The organism is Clostridium gasigenes (assembly GCF_017348895.1).
Taxonomy (GTDB): domain Bacteria; phylum Bacillota; class Clostridia; order Clostridiales; family Clostridiaceae; genus Clostridium; species Clostridium gasigenes.
This window is the reverse complement of record NZ_CP071376.1, coordinates 1,605,839-1,625,553: the sequence shown is the minus strand read 5'-3', so window position 1 is coordinate 1,625,553 and position 19,715 is coordinate 1,605,839. Positions and strand designations below refer to the sequence as shown.

At 28.4% G+C, this 19,715-nt stretch carries 13 protein-coding genes; 1 reads left to right on the top strand and 12 read right to left on the bottom strand.

Annotated elements, in window-relative coordinates; translation table 11 throughout:
* Positions 1-102: 102 nt before the first annotated feature.
* The 8 genes from J1C67_RS07765 to J1C67_RS07730 all read right to left on the bottom strand — a co-directional run bounded on the left by J1C67_RS07765 (position 103) and on the right by J1C67_RS07730 (position 12,736).
* Complete coding sequence (locus J1C67_RS07765; RefSeq protein WP_167865994.1) at positions 103-2,097, bottom strand: methyl-accepting chemotaxis protein; 1,995 nt, start codon at positions 2,095-2,097, stop codon at positions 103-105.
* Between the two features lie 349 nt (positions 2,098-2,446).
* Entirely contained in the window at positions 2,447-4,834 is a 2,388-nt protein-coding gene (locus J1C67_RS07760; protein WP_167865995.1) for an O-antigen ligase family protein, read from the bottom strand.
* A 99-nt stretch (positions 4,835-4,933) separates the two neighbouring features.
* Positions 4,934-6,937, bottom strand: coding sequence for a hypothetical protein (locus J1C67_RS07755; RefSeq protein WP_167865996.1), 2,004 nt, complete (start codon positions 6,935-6,937; stop codon positions 4,934-4,936).
* Positions 6,924-7,082: a hypothetical protein gene (locus tag J1C67_RS07750; RefSeq protein WP_167865997.1), complete on the bottom strand. Its 159-nt coding sequence runs from the start codon at positions 7,080-7,082 to the stop codon at positions 6,924-6,926. Before J1C67_RS07750 ends, J1C67_RS07755 begins: the two co-directional genes overlap by 14 nt.
* Positions 7,083-7,305: 223 nt before the next feature.
* Complete coding sequence (locus J1C67_RS07745; RefSeq protein ID WP_167865998.1) at positions 7,306-9,861, bottom strand: ABC transporter permease; 2,556 nt, start codon at positions 9,859-9,861, stop codon at positions 7,306-7,308.
* A 12-nt stretch (positions 9,862-9,873) separates the two neighbouring features.
* Positions 9,874-10,554, bottom strand: a complete 681-nt coding sequence (locus J1C67_RS07740) for an ABC transporter ATP-binding protein (protein WP_167865999.1) — start codon at positions 10,552-10,554, stop codon at positions 9,874-9,876.
* 228 nt (positions 10,555-10,782) lie between these two features.
* Entirely contained in the window at positions 10,783-12,021 is a 1,239-nt protein-coding gene (locus tag J1C67_RS07735) for a sensor histidine kinase (protein WP_167866000.1), read from the bottom strand.
* A gap of 22 nt (positions 12,022-12,043) precedes the next feature.
* Positions 12,044-12,736: a response regulator transcription factor gene (locus J1C67_RS07730; protein ID WP_089967269.1), complete on the bottom strand. Its 693-nt coding sequence runs from the start codon at positions 12,734-12,736 to the stop codon at positions 12,044-12,046.
* 219 nt (positions 12,737-12,955) lie between these two features.
* On the opposite strand from J1C67_RS07730, the gene J1C67_RS07725 reads away from it, so the two are divergent.
* Positions 12,956-13,465 carry a DUF2179 domain-containing protein gene (locus J1C67_RS07725; protein ID WP_167866001.1) on the top strand — a complete coding sequence of 170 codons (510 nt, stop codon included), beginning with the start codon at positions 12,956-12,958 and terminating at the stop codon, positions 13,463-13,465.
* Between the two features lie 64 nt (positions 13,466-13,529).
* Here J1C67_RS07725 and J1C67_RS07720 read toward each other — a convergent pair whose 3' ends face one another.
* From J1C67_RS07720 to J1C67_RS07705, 4 genes are all read right to left on the bottom strand, one after another.
* Positions 13,530-15,524: a methyl-accepting chemotaxis protein gene (locus J1C67_RS07720; protein ID WP_167866002.1), complete on the bottom strand. Its 1,995-nt coding sequence runs from the start codon at positions 15,522-15,524 to the stop codon at positions 13,530-13,532.
* Positions 15,525-15,648: 124 nt separating this feature from the next.
* Positions 15,649-17,604 (bottom strand): fructose-1,6-bisphosphatase, encoded by a 1,956-nt coding sequence (locus J1C67_RS07715; RefSeq protein WP_167866003.1) that lies wholly within the window; start codon positions 17,602-17,604, stop codon positions 15,649-15,651.
* Positions 17,605-17,659: 55 nt separating this feature from the next.
* Complete coding sequence (locus tag J1C67_RS07710; protein WP_089967275.1) at positions 17,660-18,406, bottom strand: acyl-CoA dehydratase activase; 747 nt, start codon at positions 18,404-18,406, stop codon at positions 17,660-17,662.
* A gap of 9 nt (positions 18,407-18,415) precedes the next feature.
* Positions 18,416-19,567, bottom strand: a complete 1,152-nt coding sequence (locus J1C67_RS07705) for a double-cubane-cluster-containing anaerobic reductase (RefSeq protein WP_167866004.1) — start codon at positions 19,565-19,567, stop codon at positions 18,416-18,418.
* Between the last annotated feature and the right edge of the window lie 148 nt (positions 19,568-19,715).

Here is a 19,715-nt window from a genome sequence, read left to right as displayed (position 1 = left end):
ACGTACTTATAATTAATATTATTGTAAGTACGTTGTATTTTTATATCAATATTACCTTAAAATTCACATTATTTACTGCAAACCCACCAGTTCTACAATAAATTAAATTTTAAATTTATTTACTATATCCATTAATTCAACAGTCATATTATTTAATAACTGTGCTGATGCTGCTATTTCTTGGGTAGAAGCGTTCATCTCTTCTGAGGATGCCGCTATCTCTTCTGAAGAAGCTGCTGTTTCTTCAGATACCGCTGAAATACCCTCTACTGTATCTAGTATTTTAGTCTTATCCTTTTCAAGTATAGCTGTAGATTTATTAATATCATCAATCATAGGAACTACTTTATTTATTTCAACTATAATCTTTTTAAATACTCCTATAGTTGAATTTATAACATCTATTTGATTTTCTATTTCTTTATTCATAGTTCCTGTACTTGTTACTATGTTACCCGTATCATTTGATATTTCAGAAACAATTCCGCTTATTGTTTCTGAAGAAACCTTTGATTGTTCTGCAAGCTTTCTTATTTCATCAGCTACAATAGCAAATCCTCTACCTGCATCACCAGCTCTTGCTGCCTCTATAGCTGCATTTAAAGCTAAAAGATTTGTTTGTTCTGCTATACTATTAATCATATTTGTAATTTCATTTATCTTATTTACATTGTTACCAAGGACATCAATTTTATTACCAAATTCTCCAAAAGTGCTATTCACTTTATTTACCGAATCAACTAGAATGTCCATGCTTGAGCTACTATCTTCAGCCATAGTCCCAACATTTCTTGCATTTACATCTACTTCTTTTATATTCACTATTACTTGTCCTAATTTATCACCAAATCCACCTAATATTCCAGTAACCTCAACTAAATCCCCAGCTTGGCCACTTGCCCCAATTGCTACATCTTGAATAGCTGTAGTTACATTTTCAGCAGAAGAAGCTATTTCTTCTGATATAGCAGATAGACTTTCAGAGTGTGTATCTATATTTTCTGCACTATTCTTAACCTTCTCTATCATTTCTTTCATATTTTGTTGCAATGTACTAGCTGCTCTTGATATTTCTCCTATTTCATCCTTCATTAGAGTGTACTTATCCCTTGCTGGCACAGTAAAATCACCCTTAGCTAATAATGTTAAATATTTTGCTATAGTTTTTAAGTTATTAACTACACTAGTAGAAATTACTATAGTCAATATAAGCCCTAAACTTAGTAAAATTGTAGTCACAATTATTATAGTTTTTCTAAGACTATTAATCTCTTCCATTACCTCTTCAGTATCTGTATCCACCCCAATAGACCAGCCTGTACCTTCTACGGGTGCATAACCCACAGTTTTTTTTATTCCCTTATATGAATACTCTCCTGCTCCAACTTCTCCAGCCATCATTTTTTGTTCTACATCTAGAAGTTCTTGTAGTTCAGGATCTTTCTTTACCATTTCGATAACATTAGACTGATTTTCCACCATTTCTTTATCATAATCAGCAATAGTAGTACCATCTTTAGCAATCATGAATGCCTTTCCTGTTTTACCAAATGTAATATCATTAATAATATCACTTAATATAGAAGCATCCTTTAAAGCATATAATACTCCAATAGTTTCACTTCCATTTTTTATTGGTACTGCAAAAAAAATCTTTACTTTATCATCTAACTTACTTTTTATAGGATCTGATACATTATCTTTTCCTTCTATCGCTTTTTTAAAATGTTCTCTATCTTTAACATTTAAACTTTGTTCTTTAAATGATATAACATCACCCTTTTTATTTACAAGATTTATACTATCAAACCCATTTCTTTTTGCCTCTGAGTTTAAAATCTCAATTCCTTTATCATTAAAACTATTTATGTTTTTAATATTTTCATTTTCCGCTATTGTTTTTAATATTTGAAGTTCATTATTTATTCTGCCTTCAACAACCCTCGATCCTTCAACTGCAATTTCAGGTATAGTTTTTTGAGTATTATTTTGTAGTGCAACCCTTGATGTTTTTACGGAAATAATACCCAAGCTTATGCTTATCACAAAAATCATGGCTCCAAATAATACAATTAATTTTGTTCTTATACTTTTCATATGTATTTCCCCCTATTATATAAGTCACTTTTGAAAAAATAATAGACTAATTTGCTAGTCTATTTTGAGTCATACTATGTGGATACAATCGACCTATAGCCCACTACTACCGGATTCGATCTCCTCTACTTACACAAATTATATATTACTCCTTAATCTACCATTTTACAGTGCTTAATTCAGTATAATTATCGTCATTTTTAACCATTACTTTAATCATTGTTAAAAATACACTTCATTTTTTACTAAAACCGCACTCAATTTTAATATATATTGTATTTTTTGTATTATATTAAGGTATTTAGTTGTATTTTGAAAATAATAAGCTTTTATATATTGGTTTGTTATTTTATTCTAAGCTATATACCCAATACTCATCACACTCTTGAGTAAATATGCTAGTTTTAGCTTTTAATGTACCATCCTTTGGATTATTATATATAACTGTTCCATCATCCATATAATTTTTATTGTTTTTATTACAATCTAATATATTAAAATAATTATCACCATTAATAGTTTCTACCCCATACAATACAATATAATGTCCTTCCCTAGTAAAATGACCTGGTTTCATTATAGCTACTGCCATATGCTTTCCATCACTTAATACTCTTTTTACTTTAGATAAATCAGATGAATCAAATTTTGAAACCTTTAATGAATATTTATGGTCTTTGGTTATATCTGTAAAAAACTCCCTTGTAGTATTATTATTGCAGTATCCATTTTTCATTGAATATTCAGCAAGTTCTATAGGCGTAATTTCTTTTTTTCTCATAGTTGATTGAACTATAGCCATTGATACTATCCCACATCCTGAATTTCCTATGAAGCTATTTTCACTTTTGTAGGATATATTACTCCATCTAGAATCTTCTTGATCGTAATAAATGTACTCCCCTTCATACTCACCGCTAATATTTATAGTATAATCTTCACCTTTTCTTCTAATATCATCATAACTTTCTTTTAATTGATTTTTCATATACTTTGCTTTAGGATTTAACTCTTTTACATTCTTATAATAGTAATCTTCTAAAGCCTCTATCATTTCAATATATTTTTCATTTTTAGTTTCCGCATATAACTTAATCAAATAATCATGTTGAACAATATATGCCTCTGGATAAAATCTTTCTATTTCTAGAAGTTCATTTCTAATATCCATGGATTTATTTGTATCTCCTAATTTTTCATGTATATATGCCATATTCCATAATATTCTTGGATCATATAAATTTATATCCTGCGAATTTTTTAATTCTTCTAAAGAATCCTTAAGTGAATTTTCATTACCATTTTTATCGTATAATAATTTATAACCTTCTGCCTTCTTAAATGAAGCTCTATAATCTCTTTCTAAAGATATTCTCTCACCTATATTATAAAATCTATTTGCCATCTCTATATTATTATTTACTGTAAAATTTCCCCCTATTACTAATGTCCCTTCAAACATACCTAAATAAATTACTATTATTAATAAAACACTATAAATTTTTTTTATATAATTATGTAAATTTATCTTTTCACCTTTTGATCCTAATAAAATTATCATCACCCATAGAATTCCGAATGTACTATAAGAAAAATCAAAATCCATTAATGAATGTAGAAATATAGATATATACGCCGATAATAAAAACATTCTATTTCTATTATCAGATTTATATAAAATAAAAAACCCATATATAAATATTAATAAAAATAATATTCCACCTATTACTCCAATATCGTAACTAGTTTGGAGAATTGAGTTATGTATATACTTAACATCATAAAAAGCAGATGCATTATCATACAGTTTATATTGAAACATATTAATACCATTACCTAATGGATTTTTAATAATAGCGCTTAAAGAATCTTCAAAAAATACAAGCCTCTCTTGAACTGATCCATTGTTTACTGATATATTTCTTATTCTTTCTAAAGTATTACTATTATTAACAAATAAAATTATAACAGATACTATTAATCCAAAGCCGTATACCCAGTCTCTTCTCTTTGATTTTCTAACAACTGAGTAAATATAAATTACTATTGGCGCTACTAATATTGATAATAACCCCATATTAGTATATATAATATATTGAATAAATCCCCATATCACTGGTCCTATACAATCTATAACCTTTTCCTTACTAACTATTAATGATTGTTTAATTCTTATTCCTACATAAAATAATAATAATATTATTGTGGTTCTTGATCCTGTAAATAATATTCCCATTATAAATATTATCTCCAAAATCTCAGTTAATTTCTCCGCTTCTCTTATTCTATTTAAATAAATCCCTATTAACAAAAGTAGACCATAACTATTTGCATAGCCTATGTTTCCATAAATTCTAACATTAAAATATAATCCTTGAACTATTATAAAATATATTGCTAAAACCCCTAATGTTCTTATCATATACTTAAGTATATAATTTTTTTCTTTTTGATTTAATATTATAGATAAGGCTAAATAGTATAAGATCATATTTATATAATTAAATATTCCCGAAAAGCTTTCCAAGTATGGAGAGATAATTATCTGGGTTACTATAGCTATTATCCCTATTGAACATAACAACTGAAAATATCTCTTATTTACCTCTACACCCTCTTTATTTTTCCATAAAAAAACAATTGCTACACTTGCTAAAATCAATGCACTTAAATTTTCTCCAAAATATGTATAAGGTATTACTAATGGTAAAATAGCTATTATTATTTTAAAAACCATATTTTTCTCCTTTATAAAAAAACTATTATTATATTACCGGTTTTAATATTTTAATATAAATTATAAAAATGGAGTAGGTTTCCCTACTCCATTTTTATTTTAGCACTTTTGCTTTTTATTTTTAAATAACATTGCTGCTCCAACAAACACTAATGCTAATGAGCATAATATTATTGTTGTTGTACCAATTAAAGCTCCAGTACTTGGTAACCCTTCTATTGTTGATAAACTATTAGTACCCTCAACTTTTTCTCCTACTATGTAGCTTGAAAAATGAGATGTTTTGAATGTTATGTTATTACCATCTACAACAGTTTCCATAACTTCAAATGTCTTAGTTTCTTCATTATAATAGAATACAGAAATTTTATCTCTATCTAATCCCTTTAATTCTTCATCAGTTAAAGTTAATTTTATTTCTGCAACACCACTGGCAAAATTATGAACTGAAACTGTTCCATCTTCCTTATCTACTAATAAGTCAAACTTAAACACCTTATTTACAGCCTTAATTCCTTTAACTATATCCGAATTCTCTATAGCTGAGAATTTAACTCTTACAGCCTTTGCACCGTCTAATAAGTTTTTATCAATTAATGAGAATGGAATATTTATGTCTACATTATCATTTAACTTAACATTAACAGATCCATTACCATTCTTAATAGCTTCTATATCACTTAATGTTACTTCTACTTCTTTTGCATCTTTATCTACATTTGCATTAATAACATTTGTTGTATTTGGAGAAAGAGTTTTTGTCTCTATCTTAGTCATACCATTTTCAGTTGGCTTAATTACTATATTTTCACCGTTACTGTCTGTAATCACTGGAACCTGTGGAACCACTGCCGGCACCTCTGGAACTACTGGTAGCACAGGTGCTACTGGAACCTCTGGAACTGCTGGTATCTCTGGTTTTGGATTTTCTGTAGCTGCATTGTTAATGAATACTGTACCGCGCATTGATGATACTATAATATTAGAATCATCGTATATATATAATTGCATTTGCTCATAGTATTCTCCTCCATCTGAAGGCATATAAATATAAGCTGGAACCTCATATTTTTTTACTATTTTACCATTTTCTAGCATAGATATAAACACCTTATCATCGTCTTCAGTTAATAGCCATAGCTCGCCTCGGCTATCTATAGCTGAAGAATGTACCTTGCATTCTTCTTTATTGTATGTATTTATTTTTTTATAAATACCATCTTCAAATAGATATTCTATGACATTGTCTTTATATATGCCTGTATATAATTTATTTCCTATTATTGTATCTATTACCCGTTTTTCAGAGTCTTCGGATAACTCAATTAATCCTTCACTTATTATTTGCCCATCTTTAATTCTAATAATTTTATACTTATTTTTATTATCTATTGGTTCTTGTATTGTAATTATATTATTTAATTGGTCTATATCTGTATATATCTTTTCAGAACTTATACATTCAAAATTATTATTATATGTCCCCATATATTTTTGGGATCCGTTCGCTGTATTTACATTAAAATAAAAATTAATAATTCCACTTACATCATTTGCTTTAGATATCTGCATCGAAGCTTTTCCATTTTCATATTCCTTACTATAGTCTACTTTATATTTCGACTCTATTTTTTTTATTATACTCTCAGTAATATTCTTATCTGGATTTAAAACTGTATAAAACATCAAACTTTCACTATACTTTGTCCCATCTATTTCATTAATGTTTCCAGTGTTAAAGTCATACTCCATTACTAACTTAGTTTCGTTCTCGTATGATCCAATATTAATTTTAATTTTTCCATTAATATTGGAATTGAAATTTACATTCCAATAGCCATCAATCTCTTTTACAATTTTTTCCTGACCATTGTTGAATAAAGATATTATCGTTACATTTTTGCCATTAATCTCCTTACCGTAACTAACTAAAGACTTGTCCTTATATTGAGATACAGATCGTAGATATAAATCACTACGCTCTAAATATTGCGATTCCTTTTCCGCTGCGTTAGCAATTAACTCTAGCGAACTTACTGGTAGTATCATAACTATCATTAAATACGCCATCATACTTGCCATAAAAATTTTAAACTTTTTCATTTTGTTCTCCTTCTTTCACTATTATTGTTCCCCTATTATTTACATTCGATATTTTACCATAAAAATCTATTTTTCTCAAGCTATCCCTTGTTTTTGCTATGATTTTTATTATTTTATTTAATTTTTTATTTAAATATATTTTCACATTCAAAAGTAACTGCGAATTATGGAAAGTATCTAATAAAAATGATTTTATCTTAAAGTTAGTAAAAAAGTTCATATAGTTCTGCTACTATCCTAAAAAACAACAAATAAATAAGACACATAGATACAATAATCTATGTGTCTTATTAATTTATTCGCAATAGTTTCATCACTATTTTCATTTATGCATATCCAAATAAATGCATAATCAAATATTTCTACTATTAATTCTCTTTTATTGCTTCAATTATATTATCTTTTTTAAGTCTTCTAAGCGGTATTAACGCTGATATATATCCTATTAATATAACTGATATCATTGCAATAGCTATATATTTAAATGGAGGTACAAAAGCAAAGTCAATCATACCTGACATTTTTTTATAAAATAAATAATAAAGACCCGTTCCTATTATTGATCCTATTACTCCTCCATAGAAACCAAACAATACACCTTCTAAAGTTATCATTTTTCTAAGTTCTCTATCTGTCATTCCTATTGCTTTTAAGGCTGCGAGCTCTTTCCTTCTTAATATTATATTAGTAGCTACTGTGTTAACTATATTAATAGAACTTATTAATGCTATTACTATTATGAATCCCATTAATAATATCACCATTTGAAGGTTTGAGCTCTTTAATGTATTAGCCGCCGCTAGTTGATTTGCATATACTATACCTGTATTTTTCTCTTCAATTTCCTTTAACTTAGCCTCCACTACACTTTCTTCATTTTCATCATTTATTATTATCCCTAAGTTATTAATAAATACCTCTTCTTTTAAATTTTCATTATTAACTAATATTTTATCCATTGCTTCCATTGGCGCTATAATTCTTAAATTACTTTTATTTGTCATGCCTGGAAATGGATGTACATCTACTATAGCTGCAATCTTTACCTTTACTAAATCAGAAGTTTTATAATCCTCTTTTAGCCCAACTTCTTCCACTGTTACTTTTCCTTCTGTTGAATTTTCTTCTACTTGAGATTTTATTGTATAATTACTATTTATTAATATTTCATCCCCTACTTTTACATCAAGTAATGATTCGTTTGTAATTCCCGCTTTAGTATAGAACATATTATCTCTAGCAATTATTACTTCATTAGCTTTTAAGTTTGAGATACTTCCTTCTTTTACATACTTTTTACTAGCTTCCAATTTATCTTTATCAAAAAAGTCTATACTTGTGTTTATTAACTTCTTAGATTGCCCTTCAAGCTTTGTATCTCTAATTCCTTCAAATCCTTTAGCCTTCTCTGATATTTTATCTTCATTTACAATTGCCACCAAATTCAACGGTTTATAATTTTTATAAATTTTTTCTACCTCTGGCATTTTGCTTACTTCTTCTATTATTTTCTTATCTATACCTCTATCCATAACACCTTTTGAAGCTTGTGAACTAATATTGAATTGAATATTATCTTCTTCTGTTGCTGGACTTGTAAACTTATCCGCACACCCTATTAAAGATGTAAATGTAACAAACAAAGTAACACTTATAGCCATAGAAATTGTAGTTATATAAAATCTTTTTCTATTTCTTTTTACATTTTTAATAGCCATTACTTTGTATATTTTAAATATCTTACTTAACCATTTTCCGCCTTTTTTATTTTTTTCCTTTGTTATTAAATTAGCAGTACTTATAGCTACTAATGGTGATATCTTCCCTGCTGATCTTGCTGGCAGAAATGCTGATATATATATTGATAAAAGTCCTATAACTGTACTTGCCCCTAATACTATTGGTGAAATAATCACTTTCATATTGCTAAATTCACTAGTTCCTGGCATTTTTGAAAATACGAATATAACTATATATAAAGCTAATACTCCAAAGAAAAGCCCTATTGGAATAGCTATAAGTGACATTACACTAGCTTCTCTAAGTACAAGCCTCATAACTTGTTTCTTGGTTGTTCCAATAGCTCTTAATAACCCAAATTGTCTCATTCTTTCAGATATACTTATATTAAATGAATTATAAATTACAAATACTGTTGCAAATACAACTATTCCAATTATTAAAAATGTCATAGTATATAATGATTTGTTTATATTATTATTGCTTGATTCTCCAGTTAGCCTTAATAAACTATCATTAGGAATAACATTATCCACACCATAAGCTTCTTGAAATTCTTTTATGGCCTCTTTCTTGTCTACTTTTTCCTTAAACTTAACCATTATACTTTTATTTTCAGTGGCTTCATTACTAAATCCAAAAGCTAATGCTATCCCTGCAGCTTGTGAATACCCACTATTTTCTAAAATGCCTTTTAAAATATAACTATTACTAGCTTCATTTTCATGCGTTATTTTTATTTCTTCTCCAATATTTAGAGGTTTATCTAAAAACTTTAAAGCCCATTTTTCTATAGCTATTTCATTGTTTTTTTCTGGCATAGTTCCTTCTATTAGCTTTGCTGGAATAAGTTTAGCGCTATCTTTATCTATATTAATTATTCTTATATATTTATCTTTTACAAAAGGAATCTCACTGCCTTCCTCCATTAAACCGGCTACCTCTACTTTAGGATTATTAGAAATTTTACTAATAGGGTTTTCCTTTGCATTCTTTATACTTATATGGAAATCTCCTTTTTGATTTTTAGCTTCCTCTATCATAGTATGTTGTATAGTTACCACAAAAGTTCCTATACAACATACTAATGCTACGGAAAGGATGATTCCTATCATAGTTAAAATTGTTCTCTTTTTATTTTTCTTTAAATACCTTCCACTTAAGTTTTTATAATTATTTATCAAATCATTCCCCTCCTATCCCATATATTTATCGCTTAATATTTTACCGTCAGATATAGTAATTACTCTCTCCGCTTGCTCTGCTACTTTTATATCATGTGTTATTAATATTAAAGTTTGGTTATACTTTTTAGCCGTTATCTTTAAAAGTTCTACAACCGCCCTAGAATTTTTACTATCAAGATTTCCTGTAGGCTCATCTGCAAGTATTATAGATGGTTTATTTATAAGTGCTCTTGCAATAGATACCCTTTGTTGTTCTCCTCCTGATAATTCTGATGGAAGGTGATTTTTTCTATGCTCTAATCCAAGCATACCTATTATATCTGCTAAATAAGTTTTATCAACCTTTTCATTATCTAAAAGAGATGGCAGTGCTATGTTCTCTTCCACATCCAAAACAGGAATTAAATTAAAGAACTGAAATATGAAACCTATATTTCTTCTTCTAAATATACTTATCTGATTTTCATTTAACTTATAAATTCTATCTCCACCGATAGTTACACTACCTTCTGTTGGTCTATCAAGCCCACCAATTGAATGAAGCAATGTAGATTTACCTGATCCTGAAGCTCCTACTATAGCCACAAATTCTCCCTTATTAACTGAAAAGCTTACATCATCTAAAGCACTAACTTTATTATCTCCCTTACCATATATTTTTTTCAAACCTTCTACCTTTAATATTTCCATATTTATCATCCCCTATTTAAAATTTGTTCTTATATATCAATTTCTTATTTTCTTAAAGCTTATATCATTTCTACAATTCATATTATATAATTTATAACCATAGTTAACCATTACTCTATCCTTACAAAAACATATAAAGTCTTACAGTTTAGTCATAATAAAGATTTTAGGCATAGTTAAAAGACAACCCACTATGTTGAGCTGTCTTTTGCCCATATCTAATTTTAACTATCCATTTAATCCTTTTACTAAAACTATACAAAATTCCGTTCCCTCGTTCATTTGGCTATTTACGTCTATGAACCCGCCATGAGCTTCTATAATAGATTTACTAAGTGCTAATCCTATCCCCACAGAATCCTTTTTTCCACCTTTATAAAATCTTTTAAAAATATTAGGAAAGTCTTTCTCACTTATGCCTACCCCATTATCTCTTATAATTATTTTTGTTGTTATTGGATTATCTTCAATCTCAATTAAAACCTGCCCTCCACTCGAATGTTCTATTGCATTTTTTATAATATTTATCAGAGCTTCGCTTATCCATTCATTATCATATCTAGCTTTTATATCTATATTTAAAGGAATAAATTCTAATTTCACCATATTCCTAATTGCCATATTCTCTAAAATATTAAGACTTTCTTCTATTGTTGAATTTAAATTATTCTCCTTAATATTGAAAGTAATAGCTCTAGCATCTACTTTTGCAAGCTTTAAAAGACTTTTAATAAGCCATTCCATCCTATTAAGTTGTGTTCTACTATTTACTAGGAACTTTTCTCTATTTTCCTCAGTTATATTTTTTTTACTTAAAATATCATTAAATACTACTAATGAAGCTAATGGAGTATTTAGTTGATGGGAAATATCTGATAATAAATTTACTAAAAACTCTTTTTCTTTATTTAAATCACCTATTTGTGTTTTAATTGTTTTTCTCATTTCCTTAGATTTATGAGCGAGTTTTGCAAAATCTCCCTCTACATGTTCATAGATTTCAACCTGATAATTTTCTTCTAAAATAGAATTTGACACCTTAGTCAAATTTCTAATTTTATCAAATATCTTTCTCCACTCTATATAATTTAAAATTAATAAACTTAAAGAAAATATTATAACTAATATTGATACAAGTTTTCTAGTTTTATAAAATGATTTATTTAATCCTTCTACAAAATCTATTTCTAAATTTTCTGAGTATCCATACTCCTTTAATATACTTTTCCCTAAATCAAGCTCTTCCTTCGTTGGATTTTTAAAAGTAAGTTTTAAAAGTTCTTCTGATAATTCTGGATGACTATTAGCTATTACACCTATTAAAGCGCTCTTACTTTCAATATAATTATTTTTCACATTATTGAAGCTAAAGCTTAACCCTATATTTATAAAAACTAAAAGTAATATTTCTATTCCTATTAATACTAAAGCACTTTTCTTAAGTTCAGGGTTAATAAAATTCTTCATAAAAAAGCCCTCGCTTCAAATATTATTTTTCTACAACCATATCCCATTTATAACCTAATCCCCTTTTAGTTATTATGTATTTTGGACTACTTCTTTCATCCTCTAACTTTTCTCTTAATCTTTTCACATAAACAGACAGGGTATTTTCATCCACATAAGCACCCTCCCCTTCAAAAATCTCATTTAATAATTTTTCCTTTGATAATACTTCCTTAGCATTATTAATAAATATTAATAATAATCTATACTCTTGAGCTGTTAAATTAATTTTCTCACCTTTTTTCATAATTTCCGCTGTTGAGGTGTTAATCTCTATATCCCCACTTTTAAACAGTTTACTTTCCACTACAGCTTTCTTACTTCTCCTAATAACAGCTTTTATCCTAGATAATAATTCTCTAACTCTAAAAGGCTTGGTTATATAATCATCTCCACCCATATCTAAGCCTAAAACTACATTAACTTCTTCATCTAATGCAGTTAGAAATATAACAGGAACTTCACTTTTACTTTTTATATATTTACAAATCTCATATCCTGTACCATCTGGTAAATTAATATCTAATAATACCAAATCAAATATTCCATCTTCAAAAATACACTTGCCTTCTTCCACTGTTCCTCCCCTTAAAACTTGATACCCTTCCTCCATCAATGAATATTCTATTCCTAATGCTAATGATTCGTCATCTTCTATTAATAAAATTCTCCCCATATTATCCTCCTAATGAACTTTTAAATTATTATTTTAATATTTGAAACAATATCTATATGAATTTTACCACAATAAGAACTTTTTGGTTATATATGTAACTATTTTTTTGATCTATTTTTTCCATAATAAAAACAAGGCTTGTAAAAACACATTAAGTGGCGCATCCTATATATTATGATAGGTACAATTTAAAAATATTTTCATTTAGGAGCGATGCATATGTTTAGTTTTATTCTTATTTTTATTGCTAAGATAGTTGAGGTTTCTTTATCAACAGTTAGAATGGTACTAATAACTAGAGGTGAAAAACTTTATGGTGCTATTATTGGTTTTTTTGAAGTTATTATATGGCTCTATTTAATTACTACAGTACTTGTTAACATAAATGAAGAACCTTTTAAAATAATTGCTTATGCCTTAGGATTTGCTTGTGGAAATTATATAGGTTGTATTTTAGAAGAAAAGCTGGCACTAGGATTAATCACGCTACATATAATAGTATCTGAAAAAGATGGTAAAACATTAGCCGAAATATTGAGAGCAGAAAATGTAGGCGTTACTATTGTTGATGGGGAAGGTTTAAAAGAAAGTAAAAAAATGCTTATATTACATGTTAAAAGAAAAAGAAAATCTCACATGTTACAAATAATACAAAATTCCAATATAAATTCTGTGATTTCCCTAATGGATACAAAATCCATATATGGCGGTTATGGTATTAGAAAATAAGAGTACACTTAAAATGGAGCTGTATCAGATTGATTTTAGAAATCAATCTGATACAGCTCTTTTTTTATATTTTAAATTTATTTACTATATCATTTAATTCAACAGTCATATTATTTAATATCTGTGCTGATGCTGCTATTTCTTCGGTAGACGCATTCATCTCTTCTGAGGATGCCGCTATCTCTTCAGAAGAAGCTGCGGTTTCTTCAGATACTGCCGAAACACTTTCTACTGTATCTAATATTTTAGTCTTATCCTTGTCAAGGCTAACCGTAGAAGTATTAATGTTATCAATCATAGGAACTACTTTATTTATTTCATTTATAATTTCTTTAAATGATCCTATAGTTGAATTTATAACATCTATTTGGTTTTCTATTTCTTTATTCATAGTTCCTGTACTTGTTACTATGTTACCTGTATCAGTTGATATATCTCCAACAATTTTACTTATTGTTTCTGAAGATACCTTAGATTGTTCTGCAAGGCTTCTTATTTCATCAGCCACAATAGCAAATCCTCTACCGGCATCACCAGCTCTCGCAGCTTCTATAGCTGCATTTAAAGCTAACAGATTTGTTTGATCTGCTATACTATTAATCATATTTGTAATTTCATTTATCTTATTTACATTCTTACCAAGCACATTAATTTTAGTACCAAATTCTCCAAAATTACTATTAACTCTATTTACCGAATCTACTAACATTTGCATACTTGAACTACTATCTTCAGCCATATTTCCAACATGTCTTGCTTTTACATCTACGTCTTTTATATTTACTATTACTAGTCCTAATTTATCGCTGAATTCATCTAATATTCCATTAACCTGAACTAGATCTCCTGACTGGCTACTTGTACCTATTGCAACCTCTTGGATAGCCGTAGTTACATTTTCAGCAGAAGAAGCTATTTCTTCCGATACTGAGGATAAGCTCTCTGAATGTGAATCTATATTTTCTGCACTCTCCTTAACCTTCACTATCATTTCTTTCATACTTTGTTGCAGTTCACTAGCCGCCCTTGATATTTCACCTATTTCATCCTTCATTACAAGGTACTTTTCACCTGCTGGAATACTAAAATCACCACTGGATAATAAGGTTAAATATTTTGCTATCGCTTTCAAATTATTAACTATATTAGTAGAAATTAATATAGTTAATATAATACCTGCCCCTAGGAAAAATGCCGATACAATTAGTATCGTTTTTCCAAGAGTCTTAACTTCTGTCATTATTTCGTTAGTCTCCATAGCTACTCCAATAGACCACCCTGTACTTTCTACCGGTGCATAACCTACAGTTTTCTTCACTCCATTATATGAATACTCACCAATTCCAATTTCTCCGGCTATCATTTTCAATTCTACATCTACTATCTTTTGTAAGGTGGGGTCTTTCTTCACCATTTCAATATCGTTAGACTGATCTATTACCAATGACTCATCCTTATTAGCAATGGCAGTACCATCTTTAGACATCATAAATGCTTCTCCAGTTTTACCAAATGTAATATCATTAATAATATCACTTAACATTAAAGCATCTTTTACAGCGTATAGTACTCCAATAGTTTCATTTCCATTTTTTATGGGTACTGCAAAGGAAACCCTTATCTTATTATCTACCTTACTTTTTATAGGATCTGATACATTATCTTTTCCTTCTAATGCTTTATTAAAATATTCTCTGTCTTTAATATTTAATTTTTGTTCTTTAAATGATATAACATCTCCATTTTTATTTACAATCTCTATACGTTCAAAATTATTTCTTTTTGCCTCTGAGTTTAAAATAGCAATGGCTTTATCATTAAAACTATTTATATTTTTAATATTTTCATTTTCCGCTATTGTTTTTAACACTCCAAGTTCATTGTTAATCCTACTCTCAATAACTTTCGATCCTTCTTTTGCAATTTCAGGTATAGTTTTTTCAATATTGCTTTTTAGTGCATTACTAGCTGCTTTTATTGAAACTATCCCCAAACTTACGCTTATTATAATAATTATAATTCCAAATAATACGATTAATCTTGTTCTTATGCTTTTCATACCAATTCCCCCCATTATGTAACTTCAGTATAATCTTCGTCATTTTTATACATTACTTTAATTAATTAGCAATAATTAAGACACATAGGTAAAATACCTATGTGTCTTAATATTGCTTATAATTTTATCTTTTCTCATTTATTAAGCCCTTTCTATAAGCTCTAAGTAATAACTTCAAATCTTTAATCTGATTTTTCAGTTCTTTTCCTACATCAGTATCTCCAACTTTTTTCCTATCTAATTTTTCTACTATTTCCATTGAGGATACTCTATCTATTTCCTTCTTAAATGTATCTTCAATTGATTTAAATGGCTGATGGGATATAAGTTGTAATCCATAGGAATTGTAAATCAATGTGTATCCAGCTAAACCTGTTTGATTTCTATAAGCCTTTGAAAAGCCGCCATCTATAACTATTAGTTTTCCGTTACACTTTATTGGATTTTCACCCAATTTACTTTTTACAGGAACATGTCCATTTATTATTCTAGATTCTGATTGATTTAAGCCAAATTCATTAAAAATCAAATTACACATTTCTTCACAATCTCTAAAATCATAATATGAATTTTTCTTCTCTACATGTGTAGCCTTATCTTTTATAAAATATCTCTCAAAGGTTGCCATATCTTCTTTACCAAAAAGAGAGGAGCACTCCCCTGTCCATAAATACCACATTATATCCATTCCATACAATTTTTCCAAACTACCTCTATTATTAAAATATCCCTCTCTTGCTAATGACTCAAACTTATCTAAAAGTTTTTTACCTTTATATTCTTTTCCATCAAGAGTTATACTTTTAAAAGTTTTATCTTTATTTAGTGGAATACATCCATGAAATAAAAGATTAGAATTATAAGCTAAATATATACTTCCCTTATTAAATATAAATGCTATATGTTTTTGCAATTTATCACTATTTATAAATAAAATTTGAAGTTTATCTATCAACTTTTTCTCTTCACTTGTAAGCTTAAATGGTTTTGTAGAATTTATAGTCGGAAACTCTTTGTCGCTAAGTTCATAAGTAACACCATTTAAATCTATTGTTCCATTAGTATAATTTATCTTGTCTAAAAGTAATCTATGGTTCATCTTAAATTCTGGCCTTCGTATTATTATTTCATATTCAAGTTTAAATTGAATAATTGTTATAGCTTTATGCATTTTAGAAATAAGTTCAGTTTCATAGTTATTATTATCAATACTTTTAGGCATAAACTCACTACAACTATCATGTTTATAATATTTAAGTGCAAAATTTGCTAGAGGCAATAAGCTTATACCATATATATCTTCAATTACATCTAAATTTGAGTACCTAGCTGCTATTCTTAAAACATTTGCTATACAAGCAGTATTTCCTGAAGCAGCCCCCATCCATAGAATATCATGATTCCCCCATTGTATATCCACCGAATGATAGTCTATAAGTGTATCAACTATTATATCAGGTCTTGGTCCTCTATCATATATATCTCCAATTATATGCAACCTATCTATAACCAATCTTTGAATTAGATTTGATAAGGCTATTATAAATTCTTTTGATCTATCAATTTCTATAATAGTATTTATTATCTTATCATAATAACCATGCTTATCATTATCATCAGCATCCTCATGTAATAATTCTTCTATAATATAACTAAAATCTTTTGGAAGTGCTTTTCTTACCTTTGATCTTGTATATTTAGATGATACTTTTCTGCATAGTTCAATTAACCTATATAGATTAATTTTGTACCAAGACTTCATATCAGTCTCTTCTTTTAAAACTTTCTCCAATTTTTGCTCTGGATAATAAACTAATGTAGCCAAGCTTTTCTTCTCACAATCCATTAGTGAATTACCAAAAACCTCTTCAATTTTTACTTTAATTGCACCAGACCCATTTTTTAAAATGTGAACAAAGGGCTCATATTCACCGTGAATATCTGCTAAAAAATGTTCTGTTCCCTTCGGTAAATTTAAAATTGCTTCTAAATTAATTATTTCCGTAGCTGCTTTAGCTATAGTTGAGTATTCCTTAGATAGCAGTTTTAAGTACTTTATATCTTCATCACAATTATCCATAACAGCCTCCTTTTGTAATCAAAAATATTTATGTGCATTACTTATTTTACAGCTTTTATTTTTGTCCAATTATAGCTGCGCCCAAAGCCCCTGCATATTGTGATAGATTTGATGATTTAATTGGATGACCTAGATAATCCTCTAAATATTTTTTAAACTCACAAGATGTACTTACTCCTCCTGTAAAGAAAATGTCTTCTTCAACATTTAATTTAGAGACAAAATTAGCAGTTCGTTTAGCAATAGAATGAAGCACCCCACAGAGGATTTCCTCTCTTGACACTTCCTTTGCAATTAAACTAATAACTTCCGATTCTGCAAATACTGTACACATACTAGAAATAGGATGTCCCTTTGCATCTTTTACTAATTCATCAATATTACTTATATCAGCTTCAAGAATCCTTACAATAACCTCTAAAAATCTACCTGTACCTGCAGCACATTTATCATTCATTAAAAAATCAATTATATTTCCATCTCTATCTAATTTTATAGCCTTGCTATCCTGGCCTCCAATATCTATTACAGTTCTTACATTTTCACAAAGATATTTAGCTCCTATACCATGACAAGTTATTTCTGTAACTTTTTTATTTGCAAAGTCTGCTAGTTCTCTACCATAACCTGTGACAACTAAAGTAGGTTTCTCTTCTACTCCCTCACATAAATTTTCATATACTCCAAGAATAGTTTCTCTAGGCTTTACAGAAGTTTTTACAATTATTTTTCTAACTATTTCCCCGTTAAATAGAATTCCTTTAGTAGTTGTGGAACCTGAATCAATCCCTATTGAATACATATTTTTTACCTACAACATTTCCACAAAAGCTGCCATTCTAGTATTCAATTGACCCACATCAGATTGTGAATAATCAGTTTCTACAGCCATGTATGGAATCTTGTGTTTACCGCTTACAAATCTCTTTATAGAAAGAGTTTCCACTGCATAAGTATGACAAGCTTGTAGCACTACATCTACAACTCCATCCACTTTATATTCCTCTATCATTTTTTCTAAAAGATCTATTCTATTTAAATTAGGACTCATACAAGAACATCCAATAGCTAAATATTTTTCTGCTAAGGCGTCATAAACATTCTTATTTTCATCTACTAATAACTCATTAGCCTTAGACACTGTACAATTTTCATAAGCTACAACATAAGCTCCATTATCCTCTATAGCCTTTACTACCTTCTCTGATGCCCCTCCTATTGGGCAACCAGTTATTAATATTCTCGGCTTTGAATCCAGCCTTTTTCCTTCTTCATATTCTATTTTTACCTTTTCAGTAATATTTTCTAATTCTTTTATAGATATCTCTTTATCAAATTTAAAAGTAGCACCATACACAACCTTTAAAATATCAGTACCACTTATCGCTGGCGGATTTAACCGCCCTAATGTATAGAAATTTTTCAAAGCAACCCTTTCTCTATTTTTTAATTTTATTGCCTCTTTAATTTGCTCCTCAGTAATTTGAAGTGCAAATTTCTTCTCTATAATATTCTTTAATTTAATAACTTCATCTTTCCAAAGTTCATAACTCTTTTCACCTATTTGAGTGTTTGGCAATTGCATTACATGAACATCTTTAAAATCACCTAAGTATTCATACATTTTTTTCTTTCCATCACAGGTTGTCTCACCTACAATTAAATCTGCAAAATAGAAATATGGACACTTATCCGTTTTACCAAAACCATAGCTACTTTTAATTAATGGACAAAGATTTCTTGGTAAATCTATTTCAGCCTCACCAATAGTTTCATCTGAAGTGGAACAAAGAGAAACAACAACTGCACCTGCTGCCATAACTATTTCCTGTGGCATATATGTACAAAATGTACCAACTAAAGGTATATTATTATCCTTTAATGTTTTTGCAGTAATAAATCCATTTCTTCTTGCCTCTGAAAAATTCTCAAAAATTGCTGGTAATTCTTTTTTTAAATCCATAATTTAACTCTCCCTAATAATATATAATTTCTTCAAATTTTTTATTTATAAGTTGTAAAAACCTTTACATTAAATGATTTATACATTTTTTAAAATTAACAAATAAAGGTTATGTATATATTTTTTTGAAGATTACTTACCAAAATTA